The organism is Rhodococcus sp. P4_F5, assembly GCF_056401315.1.
The window spans coordinates 1-25,532 of record NZ_JBFUJP010000072.1; the positions used below are offsets into that span (position 1 = coordinate 1).

A 25,532-nucleotide genomic window follows, 5' to 3' on the forward strand; every position below is an offset into this window, starting at 1 on the left:
TCGGTGACCCCCACAGTGCTTTCCGGAACATCCGGGTATTCCGGAAATTCCCGCATCTCGCCGGACCCAGTCGGACCTCCGATCCAGCAGGTTCCTTTTTCCCTTATGTCGCAGCGTCATTCGCATCAGTCTCGACCGGCAGGCAGGCACCCGAAAACGCCGCCGGCAGGCGGCAAATGCGATAGAAATTGACGGCGCCGCATTCGCGGGTACCCCAGTCAAGACACAAGCACCTAGGAGCGACCATGGACCTGACCGCCCTCATCACCCTGCTGTACCCGGGATTCACCTCCACCCCCACCTCGAGCAGCACCGGCAACATCGGCAGCACTTTTCCGTGATCCTCAGCCGGGTTCCGCGCGACTGAGAATCCGGCCCGTCAAGCTGCTCGAGGCGGTCGTAGCCCTCGGGGCTACGACCGCCTCGTGCTCCCCGCCGGACCGGTGAGCCTCGGTATCCGCTGCGCGGCCGGCCCGCCGTCGAGCTCACCGAGCAGCCCGGATGCCCACCCCAACAGGCCGGCCACATCGAGGCCGTACGGCGGCTCCGCCGCGTAGGGACGGACCCGACCCGCGCCGCGCTCGAGCAACGACCTCGCCCCCACCGCATTCCCCCGCAGCAGATGTGTCAGCCCGACCGCCAGCTGCGCCAGTCCCTGCCACAGCTCCCGCTCGGCCTCGGGCGCCGACTTCCACGCCTCCTCGAACACCTCGTGCGCATGGAACGGCATTCCGGCGTCGAGTAGCTCCTGAGCTCGCGCCACGGTCTCCACCGGAGTCAGCCCCAGTCCCTCGGGGACCCGCGGGACCCCGGTCGTGCCCCGCGGCAACAGCCGGCCCAGGCCGTCACGGGGTCGTGCGTTCAGCGGCCGTCCACTCGCGTCCCGCTCCCGACCGTCCATGAATCGACTGTAGCGGTTGACAATTCATACCCTAACCTTCACCCGACTCTGGTCCGGCGCATTACCGTCGAGTGGAGGCGGCGCACGGAGGTCGCCGGGACACCGAGGAGAGAAATGGGCAAGATCCACCGCACCGCGATTGCTCGGGTGCCCGTCGAGGCGGGTTTCGCCTACGTCGACGACTACCGCAACGTGCCCGCCTGGATGTTCGGAGTCACCCGGTTCACGCCCATCGGGGCGCAGACGCAGGGACTCGGCGCCACCTTCGACGCCACCATGCAGCTCGGCCCCAAGGCCCTGCACTCGAAGGTCCGGATCACGCAGTGGGAGGAGAACCGCCTGATCACCCTGGAGTCGGTCGACGGCATCAGCAACAGCTCCTCCTGGCGGTTCGCGCCGACCCCCGACGGCCACACGGAACTCACGGTCGACTTCGACTACACACTGCCGGGCGGGATCATCGGCAAGGCCCTGTCGAAGATCGTCGAGCCCATCGTGGGGACCGCGATCAAGCACACCGAGTCCACGCTGCGGGCGCGGGCCGAGGAGCTCGGCAGCGTCGCCTGACGACCGCCACCGCGACGAAGAACGCCGGGCCCCACCTGCCGTCGACAGGTGGGCCCGGCGTTCTCGGGTCCGAGCCAGGTCAGGCCAGCAGGCCCTTCGCGATGTGCGTCACCTGGATCTCGTTGCTGCCGGCGTAGATCATCAGCGACTTCGCGTCACGCGCGAGCTGCTCCACCTTGTACTCGGCCATGTAGCCGTTGCCGCCGAACAGCTGGACGGCCTCCATCGCCACCTCGGTGGCCGCACGTGAGGAGTACAGCTTCATCGCCGACGCCTCCGCCAGGGTCACCTTGTTCCCGGCCGCGGTGCGCTCGACCGCGTTGAACACCATGTTCTGCACGTTGAGGCGGGCGACCTCCATCTCGGCCAGCTTGAGCTGGATGAGCTGGAACTGCCCGATCTCCTTGCCCCACAGCTTGCGGGTCTTGGCGTAGTCGATGGACAGCCGCTGGCACTCGTTGATGATGCCGAGCGCGATCGAGGCGATGCCGATGCGCTCGGCCGCGAACGACTCCTTCGCGCTCGACTTGCCGTCGCCCTTGGCCGGGTTCTCGGTCTCGCCGAGCAGTCGGTCCTTGCTGATGCGGACGTTGTCGAAGAACAGCTCACCGGTGGGCGAGGAGTTCATGCCCATCTTCTTGAACGGCGGGCTCTGCGTGAAGCCCTCCATCCCCTTGTCGAGGATGAAGCCGAGAACCTTGCGGTCGCGTCGGTCGACGGACGCGTCACCCTCGTCGAGCTTGGCGTAGACGATGGTGACGTCGGCGTAGGGACCGTTGGTGATGAAGGTCTTCTGGCCGTTGAGGATGTAGTCGTCACCGTCGCGACGGACGTAGGACTTCATGCCGCCGAACGCATCCGAGCCGGAGTCGGGCTCGGTGATCGCCCATGCACCCACCTTCTCCATGGTGACCAGTTCCGGCAGCCAGCGCTTCTTCTGCGCCAGGGTGCCCCGGCTGCGGAGGGTGCCCGCGGCGAGGCCGGTGCTCACACCCATCGACGTGATCAGGCCGAGGCTCACGCCGGCGATCTCGCTGTTGAGGATGACGCCCATGCTGCCGGCACCGCTGAAACCGCCGGAGCCCTCACCCGACTCGGACAGGGTCTCGCCGCGCTCCTTTGCCTCCTCCTTGGCAAATGCCCGCTCGAGTCCCTCACGGGCCATCTCGTCGATGCCGAAGGTCGAGTACAGCTTGCGGATGATGTCGAACGGGGGCAGTTCGCCGCTCTCCAGCTTGTCGACGTGCGGCTTGATCTCCTTCTCGATGAACCCACGCAGGGCGTCGCGGAACATCAGATCGGTATCGGACCACTCGTACATGTCGTGAACTCCAGAGATCGGCGGGTTTCGGGATATTCGCAAATATAGAACACGTTCCTATTCCGGGTGGCATTCCGCCCCGACCGGCGCACACTGGGAGCACGGCGTCAGCGAGCCTCGCACCGAAGACGCCCCAGGAGCGACGATGAGCCTCTCGTTCACGAGTCTCGGAATCACCAACCTCGGCTACACCCTGGCCTACCGGCTCCGGGTCACCCCCTGGGAGCACCCCGGCACCGGTCTGCGCGCCCAGCTGGCCACCTACCTCGACCACGAGGAGCGCGCGGGCGGCCCGCTGGGCAAGGCCCTGGACGCGGGTTGTGGCACCGGAGACCACTCCATCGAGATGGCCGGACGCGGCTGGCACGTCACCGCGATCGACGCGGTGCCGCTGGCGATCGACCGGGCCCGGCGCAAGGCCGCCGCCGAGAACGTGAGCGTCGAGTTCCGCGTCGGCGACGTCACCGCCCTCGGCTACTCGGTCGGCTCGGGCTACCGGTTCGTGCTCGACGTCGGCTGCTTCCACGGGCTCACTCCCGCACAGCGTCGCGACTACGCCAGCGAGATCACCGGCATCACGGAGCCCGGGGCGGCGCTGCTGATGTTCGCGTTCGGACCGGGGCGGCGGGGGCCGCTGCCGCGCGGCGTCAGCCGCGCGGAGGTCGAGCGCACCCTCGCCCAGTGGCAACTCGACACCGACGACCCCGCCGACACCAGCGGGATGCCGCCCATGGTGCGCCGGTCGAATCCCCGCTGGTTCCACCTCACCCGCACCGCATGACTCTTGGCGGACAATGACGACATGACTCGTAAGAAAACTCTCGACCCGCGCTACCGCGTGCCCGTCATCGTCGCCGGCGTCGTGCAGGTGACGCTGACCGCCGCCGCCCTGCTCGACCTCCGCCGGCGCGGCCCCGACGAGATCCGGGGCTCGCGGAAGGCCTGGGCCGCCGCGTCGTTCGTGAACTTCGTCGGGCCGATCGCCTACTTCGCGCTCGGGCGCAGGCGGTCGTGACCCGCGGTGGACGCACCACGACGGTAGTCGGTGGGGGTGTCATCGGCCTGACCTGCGCGCTGGAACTCGYCCGGGCGGGCCACCTCGTCACGGTGCTGTCCGCGGACCCCGCGGAGCGCACCACCTCCGCGGTCGCCGCGGCCATCTGGTTTCCGTACGCCGCCGCCCCGCCCGGGCCGGTGCTGCGCTGGTCCGCGGAGAGCGCCGAGGTCTTCGCGGACCTGGCCGCGAACCCCGATGCCGGGGTGTCGATGCGCACCGGGCGGCTACTCGAACGCACAGAACCCGACAGGTGGTGGGCATCCGCCGTGACCGGCCTTGCCGAGGTACCCGCCGCCGAACTGCCGGACGGCGTCACCAGCGCCGCCCGCGTCACGGTGCCGATCATCGACATGGGCGTCTACCTCGGCTGGCTGACTGCCCAGTGTGTGAGCGCCGGCGTGCGACTGAGCAGGACGGAGGTCGCCGATCTCGACGAAGTCGACGGCGATCTGGTGGTGGTCGCGGCGGGACTGCGCTCGGGCGCCCTCGTCGGCGACGACACCCTCGCCCCACTGCGCGGGCAGGTGGTCCGGTTGGCCAACCCCGGCCTGACCGACTGGGTGATCGACGACGACAACCCCGCCGGCATGACCTACGTCGTGCCGCGTTTCGAGGACGTGGTCTGCGGGGGCACGGCCGACCTCGGCGCGTTCGACACCCGCGTCGACCCGGACGTCGAACACGCCATCCTGGCCCGCGCCCGCGCGCTGGTCCCGGCGCTGAGAGACGCGCCGATCCTCTCGCGGGCGGTGGGGCTGCGGCCGTCGCGACCAGAGGTGCGGTTGGAGTGGCTGCCGGGTGAGCGACCGGTGATCTGCTGTTACGGCCACGGCGGCGCCGGGGTCACCATGTCGTGGGGCTGCGCCCGGGAGGTCGCCCGGCTCGCCGGGTGACCCGCGGAACCGGGAACGACGACGGCCCGCCCCCGAAGTGGGTGCGGGCCGTCGTCGTGGATCCGGTGGTTCCCGGTCAGTGCATCATCGCCGGGGCGGCGGTCTGCTCGCCGTCCGGCGCGGCGGCCTTGCGCCGGGGCAGCAGCATCGCCGGAATCAGCGTCAGCAGGATGAGCACCAGCGCGACCATGAAGGTGTTGCCGAAGGCGTCCGCGGCCTGGTCCAGGCCCTGTTCGACGGCGCCCGGCGGCATCTGCGCGGCGATCGACGGATCGTGCTGGGCCGCGGTGGCCGGACCGGCCAGCGGCCGGGACAGCATCTGGTTGGTCAGCACCACGGACATGACCGCGGTACCGACGGACCCGGCGACCTGCTGAACGATGTTCATCAGCGTCGAACCGCGTGCCACCGTGTGATCGGTCAGCGTCTGCATTGCCGCGGTCATGATCGGCATCATCGTGCAGCCCATGCCCAGGCCCATGACGAACAGCGCGCCGAGCAGCAGCGGGTAGGGGGTGTCGGCCCCGACCTGGGTGAACACTCCCATGCCGACCGAGATCACCGTGATGCCGGTCAGCACGATCTTGCCGGGACCGATCTTGTCGACCAGGAAGCCGGCGAGCGGCATGGTGACCATTGCACCGATGCCCTGCGGCGCGAGCAGCAGTCCGGCCGCCAGGGTGCTTTCACCGCGCACCTGCAGGAAGTAGCTCGGGAACAGCAGGCCGGCGCCCATGAACGCGATCGCGAACAGCGTCGAGGTCACGACGGCGATGGTGAGCTTGCGGTTCAGGAACAGGCGCAGGTCGATCAGCGGGTGCTTCGCCCGAAGCGCGTGGAAGACGAAACCGATCACCAGCGCGAGACCGATCACGGCCGGGACCAGCACCCGGGACGACGCCACGGTCTGGGTCTCCGGGATCGACGAGACGCCGAACAGGAACAGCGCCAGGCCCGGCGAGAGCAGCAGCATGCCGAGGAAGTCGAACGACTCCGACGGGCTCGGCTGGTCTGAGGGCAGCAGCTTGAAGGCGGCGAACAGCGCGATGATGCCGATCGGCAGGTTGATCAGGAAGATCCAGTGCCAGCTGGCCGCCTCGATCAGCCAGCCGCCGAGGATGGGGCCGGCGATCGGGCCGAGCAGCATCGGGATACCCAGCACGGCCATGAGGCGACCGATGCGCTGCGGTCCCGCGGCGCGGGTCATGATCGTCATGCCCAACGGCATCAGCATGCCGCCGCCGAGACCCTGCAGCACCCGGAAGCCGATCAGCGACTGGATGTCCCAGGCCATGCTGCACAGGACCGAGCCGGCCACGAACAGCACCAGCGCGGTCATGTACAGGCGCTTGGTGCCGAAACGGTCGGCGGCCCAGCCGGTCACCGGGATCACCGTCGCCAGGGCCAGCGTGTAGGCCGTCATCGTCCAGGCGACCGTGGCGTAGGTCGCGTTGAACTCGCTCATGAACGTCGGCAGCGCGACAGACACGACGGTCACGTCGAGGATCGACATGATGGCGCCGAGCACCACCACGCTGGCAACCTTCAGCACCGCGCCGTCGAGCTTGTCCGGGACCGCCGCTGGCGCTCCCGGGGGTGTCGGCGATGTCATCTGTTCTCCTGACAGTGGGCTCGCAGGGTGTCGCCCGCAAGAATGGATTTCAACGAGTCGAACAGCTGGTTGCGGTCCGACTCCGGCAACCGTGCGGCGAAGGCCCGCAGCTCGTTGCGTTTGGTCTCGAGATGTCCTGACGCGAGGGTACGACCGGCCTCCGACAACGAAATTCGCTTGATCCGCCGGTCGCGAAGGTCCTCCCGACGCTCCAGCAGGCCCTGGTTCACCAACTGGTCGACGCTGCGACCGGTCGCGGCGACGGAAAGACCCAACCGCTCGGCCACCTCGTGGATTGCCACCGGCGCACCGCACTGCGCGAGCACGAACAGCGCACGCACCTGGGTGAAGGACAGGTCCATTGCGACGAGGTTGTCCATCGCCTCGCCCTCGCCCATCCCCATCAGTCGCATGAGGAACTCGTCCAGGGCGAGGTAGAGATCGTCGGGCGAGGCAGTCACTCGGGAGATACTAGCGTTCGTGCAACTATTGCTCAATTGCTAGCAATGTGAGTGCCGTCACCGCGACCCGCCCATCCGAMCACGTCGACGACGCGCCGTGCAACGGAATTTTCCCGTACACCTCGCCGTCGCTCGGAGCGGCTACGGTCGGCAGCATGCCCCCCGGTCCGCATCTCCCACCCCGGACGCTGATCCTGCTCAGACACGGCAAGTCTGCCTACCCGCCAGAGGTCGCAGACCACCGACGACCCCTGGCCCCGCGCGGCGAACGTCAGGCCGGGATGGCCGGCGACTGGATCCGGCGGACCCAGCCGCCGGTCGACGCGACGCTCTGCTCGACCGCCACCCGCGCCCGGCTCACGCTCGCGGCCGCGCGGATCGGCGCGCCGACCAGGCTGGCCGACGAGATCTACGGCGCCACCCCCGCCGAGGTGATCGGGGAGATCGCCCGCACCGCGGACGAGGTGCGAACCCTGCTCGTCGTGGGACACGAGCCGGGAGTTCCCGGAGCGGCCGTCGCCCTCGACCCGGCGTCCCCGCTGGCCGAGGGCATCGCCGACAAGTTCCCGACGTCGGCGATAGCCGTGCTGACGGTCCCCGCCTCCTGGTGCGACCTGCCACGCTCCGGCGCCACCCTCGTCAACTTCCACGTCCCCCGCTGAGGCCGACCGGCCGCGAGTACGGGGACCGGAGGGACCTCAGTCCCGGACCAGTACCGCCTTGCCGAGTACCTTCCCGGACTCGAGGTCGGCCAGCGCCCGGGGCGCCTCCGCCAGCGGGTACCGCGCCTTGACCAGCGGGCGCAGGCCCTGTGCGACCAGCCTGGTCAGCGCCTCGTGCGTCTGCGCCATCGCCTCCGGATGCGAGCGGAGGAACTCACCCCAGGCCGCGCCGACGATGCTGATGTTGCGGAACAGCACGCGGTTGACCTTCACCGACGGAATCCCGCCGCCGGCGAACCCGATCACCACCAGCCGGCCCTCCGGCGCCAGCACCCGCACCGCGTCGTCGAAGGCGTCGCCGCCGACCGGATCGACGACGACCTGGGCACCGACGTTCTCGGTGAGCTCACTGACGCGCGCGGCCCAGCCCTCCTCCAGCGCGACCACCTCGTCCGCGCCGAGCTCGCGCAGGAACTCCTCGGCGCCGGCCCGGCGAACCACCGCGATGACCCGGGCCCCGTGGGCCTTCGCCAACTGGATCGCTGCGGTACCGACACCGCCGGCAGCGCCGAGCACCACCACCGTCTCCCCCGGCACCAGCCCGGCCCGCCGGGCCAGGGCGAACTCCATCGTCTGGTAGTTGATGATCAGCGAGGCCGCCTCGTCGAAGTCGAGCCCCTCGGGAATGCGCATCACCCGGGCGGCCGGGATCGCAACCCGCTCGGCATAGCCGCCGAGGTCCGACATCGCGAGCACCCGGTCACCCGGCGCGAGCCCGCTGTCGGCGGGTGCGGACACGACCACCCCCGCGACCTCCGCGCCCGGCACGAACGGCGGCTCGGGTCGCAACTGGTACTTGCCGTAGCTGATCAGCAGGTCCGGGAAGCACACCCCGGAGGCCCGGACGTCGATCAGGACCTTGCCGTCGGCGTCGGGGTCCGGCACCTCCTGCATCGCCATCCCCGCCGGACCCGTCAACTCCGTGACCACAACTGCCTGCACCACTGACCTCCATCTCTCGTTCCGTCACTGTTCCCCGCCGGCCACCCGGTGCGCGGCGGGTCGGGCGACGCGTCTCCCCCGACGCTAGCCGCCGGGAGCCGACCGCAATCCGGAACGAGCCCGCGGCCGCGCCGCGGGAGACCCGAGCCGGGACTACCGTGTGGGGTGCGCACTCCCGCCCCCTCGGCAAGGACCACCGACGTGGACATCAGCACGAGAACGGAATCGGACCTCTACCGGCCGCTCGCCCCGCCGCCCCCGGACGGCCTCGGCTTCACTGCTTCCTGGCCGGTGCGCACCGGCGACGTGGACCCGGGCCACCGGCTCCGGCTCGACGGGGTTTCCCGGTACCTGCAGGACGTGGGGTCCGACAACCTCGACGCCAGCGAACTGGCCGACAGCGACCCGGTCTGGATCGTCCGACGTACCGTGATCGACGTGGTCCGGCCCGCGTCTTGGCCGGACCGGGTACACCTGCGGCGCTGGTGTGCGGGCCTGTCCACCCGGTGGTCCGCGATGAGGGTCCGGGTGACCAGCGACAAGGGCGCGCTGATCGAGACCGAGGGGTTCTGGATCAACATCAACCCCGACAGCGGTGTGCCGGCACGAATCAGCGACCGCGGACTCGAACACCTCGGCCGGACCACCGACGAGCACCGACTCAGGTGGCGCGCCTGGCTGGACGAGCGGGCCCCGGACGACGACGCCCGTGGCCGGTCTGCGGGCTCCCTCGCCGACGTCCCGTTCCCCCTGCGTTCGACCGATCTCGACCCGCTCGACCACGTGAACAACGCGGCCTACTGGCATGCCGTCGAACAGCACCTGCAGGGCTGGGCCGCGACGCCCGGACGGGCCGACCTGCTGGCCGGCCCGCACCGAGCGGTGCTCGAGTACCGGGCACCGATCACCGAGGGTGAGAACGTGCGGATCCGGGCCCGCCACGAACCCGGCTCGATGACCCTGTGGTTCCTGGTTGACGGCGAGGTCCGGGCGGTCGCCCGGGTGGCGGTCGTCGACCGCTGCCGCATTGACGAACGGACCCCGGACCGCGTCAGCCCTTCGGGCGGCTGAGCGCAACCATCTCGTCGAGGTCGAGGAGCTTGACGCGGGACCGGCCCGCGGCCTTGCCGAGTTCGCGCTCGCGTGCGTCGATCGCCTTCCAGCCCGTCCAGTCGACCGCGTCGGGCTGACGCTCGGCCACCAGCGCCGCGAACGCCTCCCGGTCGCCCTTCGGCGGGTCCAGCCGGTCGGCCGCCAGGTCCTCGAGGATGAGCGCAATGGTGTCGTGCGCGCACTGCCGGTTGGTGCCGATGACACCCGACGGGCCACGCTTGATCCAGCCGGCCGTGTAGGTTCCGGGCACCGGTTCGCCGTCGAGTTCGGTGACCCGTCCGCCGACGTTGCTGATGGTGCCGCGGGCCTCGTCGAACGGCAGACCCGCAACGGGCACTCCCCGGTACCCGACGGACCGCAGCACCATGCCCGTCTCGAGCAGTTCGGTCTGCTCGGTGGCGCGGGCACGCATCGCGCCGTCCTCGCCGACGACCATCTCGTTGCGCGCCACCAGCAGGCCGGTGACGTGGTCGGTGCCCTGCACCTGCACCGGCGAGGTCAGGAACCGCAGGACGATCCGCTTCCGGTGGCCGGCGAGCGGACGCGCGGCGAACTCGCGCAGGAGCGTCATCTTGAGCCGCTTCGCCGGGCTCGTGTCGACCTCCGCGGCGCTGGAGTCGTCGAGCTCGAGGTCCGCGGCGGAGACCACGATGTCCACGTCCGGCAGCTGGCCGAGGGCCAGCAGTTCGGGGCTGGTGAATGCCGCCTGCGCCGGGCCACGGCGCCCGAGCAGCACAACCTCCTCGATCGAGCTCTGCCGAAGCGCCTCGACGGCGTGCGGGGCCATGTCCGTCTTGTCGAGGACGTCCGGGTCGAGGACGAGCAGTCGTGCCACGTCGAGCGCGACGTTGCCGTTGCCGACGATCACCGCGCGGGTTCCGGACAGGTCGAAGGTGCGATCCGCGTAGTCCGGGTGGCCGTTGTACCAGGCCACGAACTCGGTGGCCGCGAGGCTGCCCGGCAGGTCCTCCCCGGGGATGCCGAGGTGCCGGTCGCTGGGCGCGCCGACCGCGTAGATCACGGCGTGGTGGTGCGCGAGCAGGTCCTCGTGGGTGAGGTGCTTGCCCACCTCGACGTTCAGGTGCAGCCGGAACCCGGGCCGCCGCGCGACCTCCGCGAACACGTCGGTGACGGACTTCGTCTCCGGGTGGTCGGGTGCCACGCCCGCGCGGACGAGGCCCCACGGGGTGGGCAGCCGGTCGAACATGTCGACCTCGATGCCGGACCGCTTGAACGCCAGCAGTTCCCCGGCCGCGTAGAAGGCCGAGGGGCCCGAACCGACGATCGCCACCCGGAACGGGTCCTGGTCGGTCTTCGGGAACTTGAGCGCAGGCGCGGGATCCGCGTACTCGGGCTCGTTGCCGGCGAAGTAGTCGGCGTTGATCGTCGAGTAACGGGTCATCGCCTCCGGCAGGTCGTCGTCGCGGAAGATCGCGTCCACCGGGCAGGCGTCGACGCAGAGTCCGCAGTCGATGCAGGTCTCCGGGTCGATGTAGAGCATCTCCGTGGACTTGAAGTCACGCTCGTCGGGCGTCGGGTGGATGCAGTCCACCGGGCACACCTCGGTACAGCTGGCATCGTTGCAGCACGGCTGGGTGATCACGAACGCCACTGTGGCCTCCTCGAAACTAGAACATGTTCCTGCTCACATTACGCGGCCGTACAGTACACGTCACAGCGGATGGGCCGTTTGCCCGTTCCTCGCCCCCGACCTGGCCGGAAACGGGTCCCGGGAGGCTCAGCCGAGGAACTTCTTCCCCGCCACCACGACCACCCCGAGCAGCACGGTCACCAGCAGTGCCGTGCCGAACCCGGTCAACCACCACAGCAGACCGAACACCACGACCGCGGGCGCCACCACGATCGCCGTGATGGCCGGGCTCTCGCGGACCACCTCGAGTGCTGTCTGTGCCTTAGTCCGATCGATTCCCTTGCCAGCCATTTCCGCCTCCGGGGGTGTGTTGCAGCGCCGGCGCTGTGTGTCCGGTTCGTCCCCCACGGTAGACGCGGAACGGCCCCCACACCCAGTGCAGGGTGTGGGGGCCGTTCCGGTGGATCCGGCTACCTGGCGGTAGTCGTTGCCGATGCGACTACCCGACTAGCGGTAGTCGTACCGACGCGACTACCCGACTAGCGGTAGTCGTTGCTGAAGCCGTAGTCGTCCAGCGGGACCGCAGCTCCAGTCCCGGTGCCGAAGCCTTCCGGGCTGTAGTACTGGTCGTCGTAGGACGGCACGGCGTACGCCGCGGCGCGCGCCTCCTCGGTCGGCTGCACCTGGATGTTCCGGTACCGGTTGATGCCGGTTCCGGCCGGGATCAGCTTTCCGATGATCACGTTCTCCTTGAGACCGATCAGCTTGTCCGAGCGGCAGTTGATCGCCGCATCGGTCAGCACGCGAGTGGTCTCCTGGAAGGACGCCGCCGACAGCCACGAGTCGGTCGCCAGCGAGGCCTTGGTGATACCCATGAGCACCGGACGACCGGCTGCGGGCTCACCACCCTCGGCGACGACGCGACGGTTGGACGCCTCGAACTCGGCCCGCTCGGTGAGCGAACCGGGCAGGAACTCGGTGGCGCCGGAGTCGATGATCGTCACGCGACGCAGCATCTGGCGCACGATCACCTCGATGTGCTTGTCGTGGATCGACACACCCTGGCTCCGGTACACCTCCTGGACCTCGTTGACCAGGTGGATCTGCACCTGGCGCGGGCCCATCACGCGCAGCACCTCGTGCGGGTCGGCTGCACCCTCCATGAGCTGCTGTCCGACCTCGACGTGGTCACCGTCGGCCAGCAGGCGCTCGGAGCCGTCCTCGTGCTTGAACACACGCAGACGCTGACGCTTCGAGAGCTTGTCGTACACGACCTCTTCGCCGCCGTCGTCCGGGACGATGGTGATCTTGTAGAAGCGGTCGCCGTCCTCGAGCTGCACCCGGCCGGTGACGTCCGCGATCGGGGCCTTGCCCTTGGGCACGCGGGCCTCGAACAGCTCCTGGACACGCGGCAGACCACCGGTGATGTCGTCTCCGGCGACACCACCCTGGTGGAAGGTACGCATGGTCAGCTGGGTACCGGGCTCACCGATGGACTGGGCCGCGACGATGCCCACGGCCTCGCCGATGTCCACCAGCTTGCCGGTCGCCATGGAGCGGCCGTAGCAGGTGGCGCAGACGCCGGTGCCGGTGGTGCAGGTGAGCACGGAGCGCACCTTGACCTCGGTGATGCCGGCCGCCAGCAGCGCGTCGATGGCCGGGTCGCCCAGGTCGTGTCCACGCTCGACGATGACCGTGCCGTTGGCGTCGACCGCGTCCGCGGCCAGCGTGCGGGCGTAGGTGCTGGTCTCCACGTGCGCGTCCCGGATCAGCGTGCCGTCGGGCTGCTTCTCCGCGATGGTGGTGACGATGCCGCGCTCGGTGCCACAGTCGGTCTCGCGAACGATGACGTCCTGCGAGACGTCCACCAGACGACGGGTCAGGTAACCCGAGTCGGCGGTACGCAGGGCGGTGTCGGCCAGACCCTTACGGGCACCGTGCGTGTTGATGAAGTACTCGAGAACGGTCAGGCCTTCCTTGAAGGAAGACTTGATCGGCCGCGGGATGAACTCACCCTTCGGGTTCGTCACCAGACCCTTCATGCCGGCGAGCGAGCGAACCTGAGTCATGTTGCCGGCGGCGCCGGACTTCACGATCATCGGGATCGGGTTGTCGTCGGGGAAGTGGGCCTCCATGGCCTTACCGACCTCGTCGGTGGCCTCGGACCAGATCTTCACCAGGGCGCTGTTGCGCTCGGTGTGGTTGAGGGCACCGCGCTGGTACTTCTTCTCGATCTGGTCGGCCTGCGCCTCGAACGCGTCCATGATCTCCGCCTTGTTCGGCGGCACGAGCACGTCGGAGATCGACACCGTGACGCCCGAACGGGTCGCCCAGTAGAAACCGGCGTCCTTGAGCTTGTCCACGGTCTGCGCGACCACGATCATCGGGTAGCGCTCGGCGAGATCGTTGATGATCGTCGCCTGACGCTTCTTCGGCATCTGCTCGTTGACGAACGGGTAGTCCGCGGGGAGCAGCTCGTTGAAGAGCACCCGGCCGAGGGTGGTCTCGGCGACCCAGCCCTCACCGTAGTTCCAGCCCTCGGGGAACAGCTGGTCCTCGAGGTCGCGCGGCGGACGCTGCTGGGTCAGGCGCACCTTGATCTTCGCCTGCACCTTGAGCGCGCCACGATCGACGGCCATCTGCGCCTCGGCGGGCGAGGAGTACGCGCCGACCTCGGGGCGGTCCGTGCCGGCCTCGACGAGCTCGCCCTCCACACCCTCGTCCAGACGGGTCAGGTGGTAGAGCCCGGTCACCATGTCCAGACGCGGCATGGCCAGCGGGCGGCCCGACGCGGGAGACAGGATGTTGTTCGAGGACAGCATCAGGATGCGGGCCTCGGCCTGCGCCTCGGCGGACAGCGGCAGGTGCACTGCCATCTGGTCACCGTCGAAGTCGGCGTTGAAGGCCTCACACACCAGCGGGTGGAGCTGAATGGCCTTGCCCTCGACCAGCTGCGGCTCGAAGGCCTGGATGCCCAGGCGGTGCAGGGTGGGCGCACGGTTGAGCAGCACGGGGTGCTCGGCGATGACCTCTTCGAGGACGTCCCACACCTGGGCGCGCTGACGCTCGACCATCCGCTTGGCCGACTTGATGTTCTGCGCGTGGTTGAGATCGACCAGGCGCTTCATCACGAACGGCTTGAACAGCTCGAGCGCCATCAGCTTCGGCAGACCGCACTGGTGCAGCTTGAGCTGCGGGCCGACGACGATGACCGAACGGCCCGAGTAGTCGACTCGCTTGCCGAGGAGGTTCTGACGGAATCGACCCTGCTTGCCCTTGAGCAGGTCGCTCAGGGACTTCAGCGGACGGTTGCCCGGACCGGTGACCGGCCGGCCACGACGGCCGTTGTCGAACAGGGCGTCCACGGACTCCTGCAGCATCCGCTTCTCGTTGTTGACGATGATCTCGGGGGCACCGAGGTCGATCAGTCGCTTGAGGCGGTTGTTGCGGTTGATCACGCGGCGGTACAGGTCGTTCAGGTCGGAGGTGGCGAAACGGCCACCGTCGAGCTGAACCATCGGACGCAGCTCCGGCGGGATCACCGGCACGGCGTCGAGGACCATGCCCATCGGCGAGTTGCCGGACATCTGGAATGCCGCGACGACCTTGAGCCGCTTGAGCGCACGCAGCTTCTTCTGGCCCTTGCCGCTGCGGATGGTCTCCCGGAGGATCTCCGCCTCGGCGTGGATGTCGAAGTTGCGCATGAGGATCTGGATGGACTCCGCGCCCATCGCACCGGTGAAGTACTCGCCGTAACGGTCGACGAGCTCGCGGTACAGGCCCTCGTCCACGATGAGCTGCTTGACGCTCAGCTTGGTGAAGGTCGACCAGATCTCGTCGAGACGGTCCAGCTCGCGCTGGGAACGGTCACGGAGCTGACGCATCTCGCGCTCGCCGCCGTCCTTGACCTTGCGGCGCACGTCGGACTTGGCACCCTCGGCCTCGAGCTCGGCGATGTCCGCCTCGAGCTTCTGGGCACGAGCCTCGAGGTCGGCGTCGCGCTGGTCGGCGACCGACTTCTTCTCGACCTCCATCTCCGCCTCGAGCGTGGACAGCTCGTTGTGGCGGAGCTCCTCGTCGACCGCGACGATGACGTAGGCGGCGAAGTAGATGATCTTCTCGAGATCCTTCGGCGCCAGGTCCAGCAGGTAGCCGAGACGGCTCGGCACGCCCTTGAAGTACCAGATGTGGGTCACCGGAGCGGCGAGCTCGATGTGGCCCATGCGCTCACGGCGCACCTTGGCACGGGTCACCTCGACGCCGCAGCGCTCACAGATGATGCCCTTGAAACGGACGCGCTTGTACTTACCGCAGTAGCACTCCCAGTCCCGGGTGGGGCCGAAGATCTTCTCGCAGAAGAGGCCGTCCTTCTCGGGCTTGAGCGTGCGGTAGTTGATGGTCTCCGGCTTCTTGACCTCGCCGTAGGACCACTGACGGATGTCCTCAGCGGTGGCCAGGCCGATGCGGAGTTCATCGAAGAAGTTGACGTCGAGCACGTAACTTCCTTTCCCCTGTTCGGGTTTGTCGCTGCTAGTTGTCGCTATCGCTGCCGGGCCCCGGAGGAGGGCACCGCGGTACGTGACCGCTGCTGTGCACCTCCTCCGGGTCGGCTCCTAGTTCGCGAGGTCGTCGACCGTCGCGGCTTCGTTCCTGGACAGGTTGATGCCCAGGTTCGCCGCCGCCCGCTCCAGGTCCTCGTCGTCGCCGTCGCGCATCTCGATGGCCGCGCCGTCCGAGGACAGCACCTCCACGTTGAGGCAGAGCGACTGGAGCTCCTTGAGGAGCACCTTGAACGACTCGGGGATGCCCGGCTCGGGGATGTTCTCGCCCTTGACGATGGCCTCGTACACCTTGACTCGACCCACCACGTCGTCAGACTTGATGGTGAGCAGTTCCTGCAGCGTGTATGCCGCGCCGTAGGCCTGCATCGCCCAGCACTCCATCTCACCGAAGCGCTGGCCACCGAACTGGGCCTTACCGCCGAGCGGCTGCTGGGTGATCATCGAGTACGGACCGGTCGAACGGGCGTGGATCTTGTCGTCGACCAGGTGATGCAGCTTGATGATGTACATGTAGCCGACCGAGACCGGGTACGGGAACGGCTCGCCGGAGCGGCCGTCGAACAGGGTGGCCTTTCCGTCGGGGCCCACCATCTGCTCGCCGTCGCGGTTCGGCAGGGTCGCGCCCAGCAGACCGGTCAGCTCGTCTTCCTTGGCACCGTCGAACACCGGGGTGGCGATGTTCGAGTCGGCCGGGGCGGAGAGCATCTCTTCCGGCAGGGTCGCGGCCCAGTCCGGACGGGTGCCGTCAGCCGCGATCTGGATGTTCCAGCCGGTCTTGCCGATCCACCCGAGGTGGGTCTCCAGAACCTGACCGATGTTCATACGACGCGGGACACCGTGCGTGTTCAGGATGATGTCGACCGGGGTGCCGTCGGGCAGGAACGGCATGTCCTCCTGCGGGAGGATCTTGCCGATGACGCCCTTGTTGCCGTGCCGGCCGGCGAGCTTGTCGCCGTCCTGGATCTTGCGCTTCTGCGCCACGTACACGCGGACCAGCTCGTTGACGCCGGGGGGCAGGTCGTCGTCGTCGTCGCGAGAGAACACGCGGATGCCGATGACCTTGCCGGACTCGCCGTGCGGAACCTTGAGCGACGTGTCGCGGACCTCGCGGGCCTTCTCGCCGAAGATCGCGCGCAGCAGGCGCTCCTCCGGGGTCAGCTCGGTCTCGCCCTTCGGCGTGACCTTTCCGACCAGCACGTCGCCGTCACGAACCTCGGCACCGATCCGGATGATGCCGCGCTCGTCGAGGTCCGCGAGGACCTCGTCCGAGACGTTCGGGATGTCGCGAGTGATCTCCTCGGCACCGAGCTTGGTGTCGCGGGCATCGATCTCGTGCTCCTCGATGTGGATCGAGGTGAGGACGTCCTCCTCCACGAGGCGCTGCGACAGGATGATCGCGTCCTCGTAGTTGTGGCCCTCCCACGGCATGATCGCGACGAGCAGGTTCTTGCCCAGCGCCATCTCACCGTTCTCGGTGCAGGGGCCGTCGGCGAGGACCTGTCCGGCCTCCACGCGGTCGCCCTCGTCCACGATCGGACGCTGGTTGGCGCAGGTGCCCTGGTTCGAGCGCGCGAACTTGCGCATCTGGTAGGTCCGGCGGGTGCCGTCGTCCGCCATCACGGTGACGTAGTCGGCCGAGACCTCCTCGATGACACCGGTCTTCTCGGTGACGACGACGTCGCCGGCGTCGACCGCGGCCCGCAGCTCCATGCCGGTGCCGACCAGCGGCGACTCGGAACGGACCAGCGGCACGGCCTGACGCTGCATGTTCGCGCCCATCAGGGCACGGTTGGCGTCGTCGTGCTCGAGGAACGGGATCATCGCGGTCGCGACGGAGACCATCTGCCGCGGCGAGACGTCCATGTAGTCGACGTCCGTCGAGGAGACGAACTCCACCTCGCCGCCCTTACGGCGGACGGTGACGCGGTCGTCGGTGAAGAAGCCGTCCTTGTCGACCGGCGAGTTGGCCTGCGCCACGACGTGGCGGTCCTCCTCGTCGGCGGTCAGGTAGTCCACCTCGTCGGTGACCTGGCCGTCGACGACCTTGCGGTACGGGGTCTCGATGAAGCCGAACGGGTTGACCCGTGCGTACACCGACAGCGAACCGATCAGGCCGATGTTCGGGCCCTCAGGGGTCTCGATCGGGCACATGCGGCCGTAGTGCGACGGGTGCACGTCTCGCACCTCGAGGCCGGCACGCTCACGGGACAGACCACCGGGGCCCAGCGCCGACAGACGACGCTTGTGGGTCAGGCCCGAGAGCGGGTTGTTCTGGTCCATGAACTGCGAGAGCTGGGAGGTTCCGAAGAACTCCTTGATCGCGGCCACGACGGGACGGATGTTGATCAGGGTCTGCGGCGTGATCGCCTCGACGTCCTGGGTCGTCATCCGCTCGCGCACCACGCGCTCCATGCGGGACAGGCCCACCCGGATCTGGTTCTGGATGAGCTCGCCGACGGTACGCAGGCGACGGTTGCCGAAGTGGTCGATGTCGTCGACCTCGACGGGCACCTCGACGCCGCCGGGGGCGGTCATCGACGTGTCACCGGCGTGCAGGCGCACCAGGTACTCGATCGTCGCGACGATGTCTTCCTCGGTGAGGGTCGACGCGGTGATCGGCAGGCCGTGGTTCAGGCCCAGCTTCTTGTTGATCTTGTAACGACCCACGCGGGCGAGGTCGTAGCGCTTCTCCTTGAAGAACAGGTTCTCCAGCAGGGTCTGCGCGGACTCCTTGGTCGGCGGCTCGCCCGGGCGCAGCTTGCGGTAGATGTCGAGCAGCGCCTCGTCGGAGCCGGCGGTGTTGTCCTTCTCCAGGGTGGCCATCAGGATCTCCGAGAAGCCGAAGCGCTCGGTGATCTGCTCGGTGGTCCAACCGAGGGCCTTGAGCAGGACGGTGACCGGCTGGCGACGCTTGCGGTCGATGCGGACACCGACGGTGTCGCGCTTGTCGACGTCGAACTCGAGCCACGCGCCGCGGCCCGGGATGACCTTGACGCTGTGCAGGTCCTTCTCGGTGCCCTTGTCGACGCTGTGGTCGAAGTAGACGCCGGGCGAACGCACCAGCTGCGACACGACGACGCGCTCGGTGCCGTTGATGATGAAGGTGCCCTTGTCGGTCATCATCGGGAAGTCACCCATGAAGACCGTCTGGCTCTTGATCTCGCCGGTGTTGTTGTTGATGAACTCCGCGGTGACGAACAACGGCGCCGCGTAGGTCATGTCCTTGTCTTTGCACTCATCGGTCGAGGCCTTGACCTCGTCGAAGCGTGGGTCGGAGAAGGACAGGGACATCGAACCCGAGAAGTCCTCGATCGGGGACAGCTCAGTGAGGATGTCCTCCAGACCGCCGGTGGTGCCGCCGTCGCCGCGGGCCTCGGCCCGGGCACGGGAGGCCGGCGTACCGATCAACCACTCAAAGGAATCCGTCTGTAGATCAAGTAGCCCAGGAACGTCGAGAGGTTCGCGAATTTTCGCGAACGAGACCCTCTTCGGGGCTCCGGGGATTCCTGCCTTGGTCTGGCTAGAGACTGCCAAGATGCGTCCTTCCAGCACCTCACGCGGGCCGCTCGTGCTGTCGCGACCGCCGCTGTATCTGCTTCTTCTGTGGGGCGAATTCGCTGGTCACAACCCGAACGAAGCCCACAACCATGCAGGAAGCAAACGCTTCACAAGCAGTACGGCCGAGAGGGTGGACAGGAGGCAGCCAGCGCAACGTCCAAAGGTACCCGAAGAACGCCCAGAATACAACCGGCGTAAGGATCGAAACTAACATCCGAGCGCGTCGTCCGCACAACCTTCGCGCGCCCGGTGCCTCCATTTGCGCCGGCGCGAACCTGCACGAACCGCGATCTCTCGCATGTCTCGACCAATAGACTGACGCCTGATCCCCTCCGCGTCAAGGCTTGACGCGGCGATTCATCGCGGAACCGCCCCGCAAGGCAGGCCGTCGGGCGCGTTCAGCGGTCGCGGATGTCCGCGAGCAGCCAGGTGCCGTCGACCTTCGTCATGGTCACCGACAGCGGCCCCTGCGCACTTCCCTGCGCCGCACCGTCATTGGTGGCACTGACGGTCATGCTGCCGACAAGCTCGGCGTTCTCGTCCGAGAGAATCTTGACGCCGATGTCGCTGACCTGCGCCGATGTCGCCGTCTTCGTCTGCACGACGGCGTCGCGGGTGACCTGCGCGGTCTTGTCGAACTCGGTCCGCATGTTGTCGGCGAGGACCGCGCGAGCGCTGTCGAAGTCCTGGTCCACGGTGTCGAACTTGTAGGTGTAGAGGGTCTCGATGGCATGCCGGGCGTCCGCGGTCACCCGCGAGGTCGCGGCGGTGTCCACCCACGCCTGGTTTGCGACGTCTGCGCCCGGCTTGACGGCCGCGACGATCGCGAACCCCGCCAGCACCAGCGCCACCACCCCCACCACTGCGACACGGCGCCAACCCGCCCGCGCGGCGTCCGCGTCGCCCGCCGACACGCTCTCGTCGGGCGCCTCGGCGCCGTCGCCGTCCGCGTCGTCGGCCCCGTCGGCGTCGTCGACCTCGACGTCCGAACTCGCCGCCCGGGCCGGAGTGGCGTTCTCGACAGGCTTCGCGGCGGCGGCCTCGACCGGCTCGCTCTCGGGAACCTCCGGAACCTCGGGGGTCGCGACCGGCTTGGCCGCAGCCACCGCGACCGACTCCGCGGCGGGACCCTCGACCTGCACCGGCGCAGTGTTCTCGACCGGTACCGCCGCCGTGTCCTCGACCGGCGAGGTCGGGCGTCCGGGCGCCTTTCCGGTCCCGGCCACCTTGGGCCTGCGGCCGCGCGGCTGCGGCGTGTTGCTCATGCGACGAGTTGGCGGCACTTTCGATACTCCTTGGATCTTCGACGGCCTAGATCTTCGACGGGAGGGCTCGAGCGCCTACTGGCCGCCGGAGTTTGCGTCGGGCGCGGCCGGCACGGGCGCCTCGGGGGCCACGGCGGGCGGCGTGCCCGGATCCATGGCGATGGGCGCCCCGACGTTCTCGACCTTCTCGGCCTTCCAGACGCCGTCGACGTCCGTCATACCCAGCCGCATGGTGACCTTGACCTTGCTGGCCGGCCGGTCCGGCCACGTCGTGGTGGTCGAGAGCACCACCAGCGAGGTGGCGGTGCCCTCGTCCCGACTGAACTCGGTGAGCGCGGCGTCGATGACGGCCGCCTCACTCTTCGCGCCGGTCTGCTTCACCTGGTCGGCCATCTGGCCCTTGGTGTCGTTGAGCGAGTTGGTCAGCTCGTCGCCGGTGATCGACGACGCCATGTTCGCGAAGGTCTCGTCCAGGTTCGCCGAGTCCACCGTGTTGAGGTTGATCGCGGCCTGGCGAGCCCCCGTCAGCGCGTCGTCCCGGGCGGCCGCGGCCGGCCGGTCGACGAACAGGGCACGGCCCCATCCGTAACCGAACCAGACCGCGAACCCGAGGGCGACGAGCGCGAGCACACTCACCGCCGCCAACGCGGGCTTCTGCAGTTTCGTGCTACGCATCACTCTTCTACCCTACTGCCTAGTAACTTCTGGTCCCTGCCCTGTGACGACGACCACTACTTGGGCGTGATGCCGAGCAGCGGCGCCAACTGCGTCGCAATCGGGTTGAGGTTGAGCTTGTCGGGGTCCACCTTCGGCTTGTTGTCCCACGGCTGGGGATCGGCCGGATCCGCGTACGCGATCCTGTTGGCGCTGCGGACACCCGACACGCTACCGAGCGGGGTGGTGCAGTTGGCCTTCGTGTTCAACGGGAACTCGTCCCGGGTCGGGTCGAAGTTCGGGTTGTCCCGCTTCATCTGCGCCAGGATCTCGTAGGTGCCCTCGTAACCCTGGGTGCACGGCGGCGGGTTGTTCGTCTCCAGCAGCAGGCCCTGGTGCAGGGTGCCGTCGCCGGGTGCGGCGGTACTGGCACCAGCCGCGAGCCCGGGCAGGAACTTGAGCAGGATGTCCAGCGCCAGAGTGCGCGGGCCGAGTGCCGCCGAGACCTGCGCCAGGTTGGTCAGGTCCGTGGTGAGCGCGGGGCCCGCCATGTCGACCAGCGAGCCGACCTCGGTGCTGGCCGCGGTGCCGGTCTCGATCAGCCGCCGGATGTCGGGGTCGCTGGACCGGAGCTGCTGCGAGATCAGGTCCACGTCGGCGCTGAACTGCCGGATCGAGGAGGACTGCGCGGACTGGGTGTCCAGCACGGTCCGGCTGTCCCGGATCAGTTGCAGCGTCTGCGGCAGGTTCTCCAGGCCCGTCTCGGTGAACGAGTTCACGGAGTCGACCAGCACCTGCAGGTCGTCGCCCCGGCCGTCGAACGCCTTGCCCAGCTCGGTGACCGTCGTGTTCAGCGCGTCCAACGGCACCGACCGGACCAGGGCGTTGGTGCTCGCGAGCAGGTCCTCGACCGGTACCGGGACGGCGGTGTCCTGGCGGGCGATCAGCGATCCGTCCTCGAGGAACGGGCCCTGGTCGCTGCTCGGCTGCAGGTCCACGTACTGCTCACCGATCGCGGAACGGTTCGCCACCACCGCGCGCGCCGAGGAGGGCACCTGCGGGGCGCCGTCGTTGAGCTCGAGGTCCACCAGCACGCCGTCGTCGGTCAGGTGCAGGTCGCCGACTGTGCCGACCGGGACTCCCCGGTAGGTGACCTCGGCGTTGGTGAAGATTCCGCCGGAGTCGGCGAAGTCGGCCTTCACCGTGTACTGACCGAAGCCGAGCAGGTTGTCCAACCGCACGTACTTGGCGCCGACGTACAGCAGACCGATGATCGCGACGAGGACGAACGCCACCAGCTGAAAGCGCACCAACTTCGATCTCATCGGCCACCCACCCCAAACTTCTCGAGCAGCCCGCTCAACGGGTTCTGCGGCGCGTCCTTCTTGCCGGCCACCGGTTCGGTGCCCGGCGCGACCGGCGCACCCGGCGGCGGGGCCGGCGCGGGCACGATCGGCGGCAGCGGCAGCACCGAGACCGTCGGCCATCCGGGGCGCGGGCCGTTCCCGTTGTAGTACGGGTTCGACGGATCGACCGTCGGTACGTAGCCGCCGTAGCCCGGCTTCGGCGCGATGTACACCGGATCCGGCATCCCGACACCGAGGGCCTCGAACTGCTGGCCCAACCGCATGTCGATCGACAGGAACAGATTCAGCGAGTTGCCGTGGATGACCTTCTCCGCCCCGTCCGGGAACGGGAAGGTCGGGATCAGCGGCAGCACGGTCACCAGGTCGTCCCCGGAGTCGGCGAGGGCCTGCAGGGTGGGACGCAGCGCGCGCAGGTCGGCGATCAGGTTGTCCTTGGACTGGGTGAGCACGTCCGTGCCGACCGTGCCCAGCCGGTCCAGCTGGCCGAGCATCTGCACGAACTGCGGCTGCTGGTCCGCCAGCACCTGAACGGCGGGCGGGATCTCCGCGAGGATCTTGTCGATCTGACCGGTCTGCGCGACCACCCGACCGTTCAGGGTGTCGAGGCCGTCGAGCGCCCGGGTGATGTCGTCGCGCTGCTGGTTCAGCCCGTCGATCAGCGTGTTCGCCTGCTCGAGCAGGCCCCGCGCCTTGGCCTCCCGGCCGTCCAGGGCCGTGGTCAGCTCGTGGATGATCGGCTGGAGTTGGGCGACGCCGCCGCCGTTGAGCAGCAGCGACAGCGCACCGAGCACCTGCTCGATGTCGGTCGCGTGCCGGGTCCGATCCACCGGGATCGTCGCGCCGTCCTCGAGCCGGGCGACGGACGGGTTGTCCGCCGGCGCCTTCAGCTCGATGAACTTCTCACCCAGCAGGCTGGTCTGCTGCACCGAGGCCACCGCGTTCGCGGGCAGGTCCACCGAGGAGTCCAGCACGGTCCGCACGGTCGCGGTCCAGCCGTCGTTCGGCACGGTGATCTCCTGGACGCGGCCGACCGGGACGCCGTCCACCTTCACGGTGGACTGCGGCACCAGGTCCAGCACGTCGTCGAACTCCACGTTCAGGTGCATCGGGTTGCTGCCGATGTCGGCGCCACCGGGCAGCGGCACGCTGTAGATGCCCTGACCGCAGCCCGAGACGACCAACGCGATCGCACAGGCCCCGGAACCGATCGCGACAGTGCGCTTCACCGCCCACCCCCTCTTCGCTGCGCTGCCCCGCATCACTGCCCACCTCGGGGAATGTTCTGGTCACTGATGCCGGGGGCCTGCGAGTTGCCCAACCGCGGCGAGATGACACCGGGTTGGGTGCCGGGAGCCGACGGCCGCTGCAGGTTTTCGCCGCTGAGGATGCCGAAGGGCAGGTTCAGCGTCGGCGTCTTCACGCCCGCTGTCACCTGGCCCATGATCGCCGCGCAGTTGTCCAGGAGCGGGCGCATCTGCCGCCCCAGCGCGTCGAAGTTCGGGTCACCGGGCATCAGCTTGCCCAGGTCCATCAGCTTGCACACGGCACCGAACGGGTCCTGGGTCTCGGGCAGGTTGACCCGTGAGGCCAGGGTGCCGGACTCCGCGTCGTACGAGTTCACGACGTTGCTCAGGGCCAACGGCAGCGTGGTCAACGCGTCCACCAGGTCCTGACGGTTGTCGGCCAGCGTCTGGGTCACCTGGACGAGGCCCTCCGCGTTGCTCGCGACCAGGTCCTTGTTGTCCTGGACGAACGCCGCGACGTCGCCGAGCGCGAACGACAGTTGGTTGAGCGCCTCACCGAGGTTCTGCCGCTCCCCCGCGAGGAAGCCGCTGAGGTCCGCGAGCTGGGTGTTGAACTGGCGCACCTGCGCGTCGTTCGCCGCCAGCGCGCTGACGAAGGTCTGCAGGTTCCGCACCGTGTCGAACAGGTCGCCGCGGTAGTAGTTGAGGGTGGCAGTGGCCTTCGACAGCTCGGTGATCGTCTCGCCGAGCGCCTCGCCGTTGCCGTCGAGGTTCTTCGAGGCGGTGTCCACCAGGTTCGAGAGCGCACCGTCCTTGTTCGCGCCGTTCGGCCCGAGCGCCTCGGACAGCCCCTCGATGCTCGCGTACAACTGGTCCACCTCGACGGGGGTCGCGGTGCGCTCGCGTGGGATCGTCGCGCCGGACGCCATCACCTCACCACCGGTGTACGCGGGCGCCAGCTGGATGTACCGGTCGGAGACCACCGACGGCGTCACCTGTGCGGCCTTGGCCTCGGCCGGGATCTCCACACCACGGTCGACGCGCATCTCGACCCGGACCTGGTCGCCGAGCGGCTCCACCGAGCTGACCGACCCGACCTTCACACCGAGCACCCGCACGTCCGAGCCGGAGTAGATGCCGACGGACTTGTCGAAGTACGCGGTGATCTTCGTGGTGCCGGCGCGGGTGAGCAGCCACCACCCGCCGAAGCCGAGGATCAGCGCGCCGACCAGCACCAGTGACGTGACCACGACCTGGTTCCGGCTGAACTGCTGCCGCTTGCCCGAACTCACCCCGGTCATCAGTTACCCCCCAGAGTGCGCAACGGCTCGCGGTATCCCGGGATGAGCGGGAGGCCGGGCGGTGTCAGGTTGACGACCACCTGGTCGAACCATCGGCCGTTGCCGACGATGTTCGCGTACAAGCGGGTGAACGGCGCGTACAGCTTGATCGACCGGTCGAGATTGTCGTTGTTGTCCTGCAGGATCTGCACCACCCCGCGCAACTGCTCCAGGGCCGGGCCGATCTGCTCCTCGTTGTCCTTGACCAGGCCGGTCAACTGCGCGGAGAGTCGCTTGGTGCCGTCCAGCAGGGCCTGAATCGACTGCTGGCGGCTGTTGAGCTCCTCGAGTAGCAGTCCCGCGCTGCCGATCAGCCTGGTGAACTCGGCGTTCCGGTCGGCCAGCACCTTGGTGGTCTGCGC

At 68.6% G+C, this 25,532-nt stretch carries 21 protein-coding genes; 6 read left to right on the forward strand and 15 right to left on the reverse strand.

The genetic code is table 11. From position 1 onward, the window contains the following. Positions 1-412: 412 nt before the first annotated feature. Positions 413-901 (reverse strand): DUF309 domain-containing protein, encoded by a 489-nt coding sequence (locus AC1DU4_RS21600; protein ID WP_477843308.1) that lies wholly within the window; start codon positions 899-901, stop codon positions 413-415. Between the two features lie 114 nt (positions 902-1,015). Here AC1DU4_RS21600 and AC1DU4_RS21605 point away from each other — a divergent pair, with 114 nt between their 5' ends. Continuing rightward, positions 1,016-1,468 carry an SRPBCC family protein gene (locus tag AC1DU4_RS21605; RefSeq protein ID WP_477843310.1) on the forward strand — a complete coding sequence of 151 codons (453 nt, stop codon included), beginning with the start codon at positions 1,016-1,018 and terminating at the stop codon, positions 1,466-1,468. Between the two features lie 79 nt (positions 1,469-1,547). Here the strand turns inward: AC1DU4_RS21605 and AC1DU4_RS21610 are convergent, their stop codons facing one another. After that, positions 1,548-2,789 (reverse strand): acyl-CoA dehydrogenase family protein, encoded by a 1,242-nt coding sequence (locus tag AC1DU4_RS21610; RefSeq protein ID WP_477843312.1) that lies wholly within the window; start codon positions 2,787-2,789, stop codon positions 1,548-1,550. Between the two features lie 145 nt (positions 2,790-2,934). Here AC1DU4_RS21610 and AC1DU4_RS21615 point away from each other — a divergent pair, with 145 nt between their 5' ends. Genes AC1DU4_RS21615 through AC1DU4_RS21625 form a run of 3 tightly spaced genes read left to right on the forward strand, consistent with a single transcriptional unit; the run spans position 2,935 to position 4,739 of the window. After that, a complete protein-coding gene (locus AC1DU4_RS21615) occupies positions 2,935-3,570 on the forward strand; it encodes a class I SAM-dependent methyltransferase (protein ID WP_477843314.1) in 636 nt (211 codons plus the stop codon). A 21-nt stretch (positions 3,571-3,591) separates the two neighbouring features. After that, the gene (locus AC1DU4_RS21620; protein ID WP_477843315.1) at positions 3,592-3,804 is read left to right on the forward strand and encodes a PLDc N-terminal domain-containing protein; all 213 of its coding nucleotides are present in this window, start codon (positions 3,592-3,594) and stop codon (positions 3,802-3,804) included. Then, positions 3,732-4,739, forward strand: a complete 1,008-nt coding sequence (locus tag AC1DU4_RS21625) for an FAD-dependent oxidoreductase (protein ID WP_477843342.1) — start codon at positions 3,732-3,734, stop codon at positions 4,737-4,739. The genes AC1DU4_RS21620 and AC1DU4_RS21625 overlap by 73 nt, the downstream gene beginning before the upstream one ends. 76 nt (positions 4,740-4,815) lie before the next feature. On the opposite strand, the gene AC1DU4_RS21630 is transcribed toward AC1DU4_RS21625, so the two are convergent. Next, positions 4,816-6,351, reverse strand: coding sequence for a DHA2 family efflux MFS transporter permease subunit (locus AC1DU4_RS21630; RefSeq protein WP_477843317.1), 1,536 nt, complete (start codon positions 6,349-6,351; stop codon positions 4,816-4,818). Next, a complete protein-coding gene (locus tag AC1DU4_RS21635; protein WP_477843344.1) occupies positions 6,348-6,764 on the reverse strand; it encodes a MarR family winged helix-turn-helix transcriptional regulator in 417 nt (138 codons plus the stop codon). The genes AC1DU4_RS21630 and AC1DU4_RS21635 overlap by 4 nt, the downstream gene beginning before the upstream one ends. A gap of 203 nt (positions 6,765-6,967) precedes the next feature. Here AC1DU4_RS21635 and AC1DU4_RS21640 point away from each other — a divergent pair, with 203 nt between their 5' ends. Next, the gene (locus AC1DU4_RS21640; RefSeq protein WP_477843319.1) at positions 6,968-7,474 is read left to right on the forward strand and encodes a SixA phosphatase family protein; all 507 of its coding nucleotides are present in this window, start codon (positions 6,968-6,970) and stop codon (positions 7,472-7,474) included. Positions 7,475-7,510: 36 nt separating this feature from the next. Here the strand turns inward: AC1DU4_RS21640 and AC1DU4_RS21645 are convergent, their stop codons facing one another. Continuing rightward, positions 7,511-8,476, reverse strand: coding sequence for an NADPH:quinone oxidoreductase family protein (locus AC1DU4_RS21645; protein ID WP_477843321.1), 966 nt, complete (start codon positions 8,474-8,476; stop codon positions 7,511-7,513). A 201-nt stretch (positions 8,477-8,677) separates the two neighbouring features. Between AC1DU4_RS21645 and AC1DU4_RS21650 the strand changes: the two genes are divergently transcribed. Then, complete coding sequence (locus tag AC1DU4_RS21650) at positions 8,678-9,547, forward strand: acyl-[acyl-carrier-protein] thioesterase (RefSeq protein WP_477843323.1); 870 nt, start codon at positions 8,678-8,680, stop codon at positions 9,545-9,547. Here the strand turns inward: AC1DU4_RS21650 and AC1DU4_RS21655 are convergent. The 10 genes from AC1DU4_RS21655 to AC1DU4_RS21700 form a co-directional block, all read right to left on the reverse strand. Continuing rightward, positions 9,528-11,201 (reverse strand): 4Fe-4S binding protein, encoded by a 1,674-nt coding sequence (locus AC1DU4_RS21655; protein WP_477843325.1) that lies wholly within the window; start codon positions 11,199-11,201, stop codon positions 9,528-9,530. The genes AC1DU4_RS21650 and AC1DU4_RS21655 overlap by 20 nt on opposite strands. 126 nt (positions 11,202-11,327) lie before the next feature. After that, the gene (locus tag AC1DU4_RS21660; protein WP_072842720.1) at positions 11,328-11,531 is read right to left on the reverse strand and encodes a hypothetical protein; all 204 of its coding nucleotides are present in this window, start codon (positions 11,529-11,531) and stop codon (positions 11,328-11,330) included. A 188-nt stretch (positions 11,532-11,719) separates the two neighbouring features. Continuing rightward, positions 11,720-15,676, reverse strand: coding sequence for a DNA-directed RNA polymerase subunit beta' (locus AC1DU4_RS21665; RefSeq protein WP_477843327.1), 3,957 nt, complete (start codon positions 15,674-15,676; stop codon positions 11,720-11,722). A gap of 117 nt (positions 15,677-15,793) precedes the next feature. Next, on the reverse strand, positions 15,794-19,294 hold the full coding sequence (rpoB, locus tag AC1DU4_RS21670) for a DNA-directed RNA polymerase subunit beta (RefSeq protein ID WP_477843329.1): 3,501 nt from the start codon (positions 19,292-19,294) through the stop codon (positions 15,794-15,796). Positions 19,295-19,698: 404 nt separating this feature from the next. After that, positions 19,699-20,565: a hypothetical protein gene (locus AC1DU4_RS21675; RefSeq protein ID WP_477843331.1), complete on the reverse strand. Its 867-nt coding sequence runs from the start codon at positions 20,563-20,565 to the stop codon at positions 19,699-19,701. 75 nt (positions 20,566-20,640) lie between these two features. After that, positions 20,641-21,240, reverse strand: a complete 600-nt coding sequence (locus AC1DU4_RS21680) for a hypothetical protein (protein ID WP_477843333.1) — start codon at positions 21,238-21,240, stop codon at positions 20,641-20,643. 56 nt (positions 21,241-21,296) lie between these two features. Beyond that, positions 21,297-22,544, reverse strand: a complete 1,248-nt coding sequence (locus tag AC1DU4_RS21685; RefSeq protein ID WP_477843334.1) for an MCE family protein — start codon at positions 22,542-22,544, stop codon at positions 21,297-21,299. Beyond that, positions 22,541-23,812: an MCE family protein gene (locus tag AC1DU4_RS21690; RefSeq protein WP_477843336.1), complete on the reverse strand. Its 1,272-nt coding sequence runs from the start codon at positions 23,810-23,812 to the stop codon at positions 22,541-22,543. Before AC1DU4_RS21690 ends, AC1DU4_RS21685 begins: the two co-directional genes overlap by 4 nt. A gap of 32 nt (positions 23,813-23,844) precedes the next feature. Beyond that, positions 23,845-25,131, reverse strand: coding sequence for an MCE family protein (locus AC1DU4_RS21695; RefSeq protein WP_477843338.1), 1,287 nt, complete (start codon positions 25,129-25,131; stop codon positions 23,845-23,847). Beyond that, a partial coding sequence (locus tag AC1DU4_RS21700) for an Mce/MlaD family protein (protein ID WP_477843340.1) occupies positions 25,131-25,532 on the reverse strand: 402 nt, incomplete at its 5' end. The genes AC1DU4_RS21695 and AC1DU4_RS21700, both read right to left, overlap by 1 nt.

What these genes read in the sequence shown, in the direction of transcription:
- AC1DU4_RS21685 (WP_477843334.1), bottom strand. Translation starts at nt 22,544, where the DNA reads ATGAGATCGAAGTTGGTGCGCTTTCAGCTGGTGGCGTTCGTCCTCGTC.
- AC1DU4_RS21600 (WP_477843308.1), bottom strand. Translation starts at nt 901, where the DNA reads ATGGACGGTCGGGAGCGGGACGCGAGTGGACGGCCGCTGAACGCACGA.
- AC1DU4_RS21695 (WP_477843338.1), bottom strand. Translation starts at nt 25,131, where the DNA reads ATGACCGGGGTGAGTTCGGGCAAGCGGCAGCAGTTCAGCCGGAACCAG.
- AC1DU4_RS21630 (WP_477843317.1), bottom strand. Translation starts at nt 6,351, where the DNA reads ATGACATCGCCGACACCCCCGGGAGCGCCAGCGGCGGTCCCGGACAAG.
- AC1DU4_RS21640 (WP_477843319.1), top strand. Translation starts at nt 6,968, where the DNA reads ATGCCCCCCGGTCCGCATCTCCCACCCCGGACGCTGATCCTGCTCAGA.
- AC1DU4_RS21635 (WP_477843344.1), bottom strand. Translation starts at nt 6,764, where the DNA reads ATGCGACTGATGGGGATGGGCGAGGGCGAGGCGATGGACAACCTCGTC.
- AC1DU4_RS21680 (WP_477843333.1), bottom strand. Translation starts at nt 21,240, where the DNA reads ATGCGTAGCACGAAACTGCAGAAGCCCGCGTTGGCGGCGGTGAGTGTG.
- AC1DU4_RS21615 (WP_477843314.1), top strand. Translation starts at nt 2,935, where the DNA reads ATGAGCCTCTCGTTCACGAGTCTCGGAATCACCAACCTCGGCTACACC.
- AC1DU4_RS21610 (WP_477843312.1), bottom strand. Translation starts at nt 2,789, where the DNA reads ATGTACGAGTGGTCCGATACCGATCTGATGTTCCGCGACGCCCTGCGT.
- AC1DU4_RS21620 (WP_477843315.1), top strand. Translation starts at nt 3,592, where the DNA reads ATGACTCGTAAGAAAACTCTCGACCCGCGCTACCGCGTGCCCGTCATC.
- AC1DU4_RS21675 (WP_477843331.1), bottom strand. Translation starts at nt 20,565, where the DNA reads ATGAGCAACACGCCGCAGCCGCGCGGCCGCAGGCCCAAGGTGGCCGGG.
- AC1DU4_RS21605 (WP_477843310.1), top strand. Translation starts at nt 1,016, where the DNA reads ATGGGCAAGATCCACCGCACCGCGATTGCTCGGGTGCCCGTCGAGGCG.
- AC1DU4_RS21660 (WP_072842720.1), bottom strand. Translation starts at nt 11,531, where the DNA reads ATGGCTGGCAAGGGAATCGATCGGACTAAGGCACAGACAGCACTCGAG.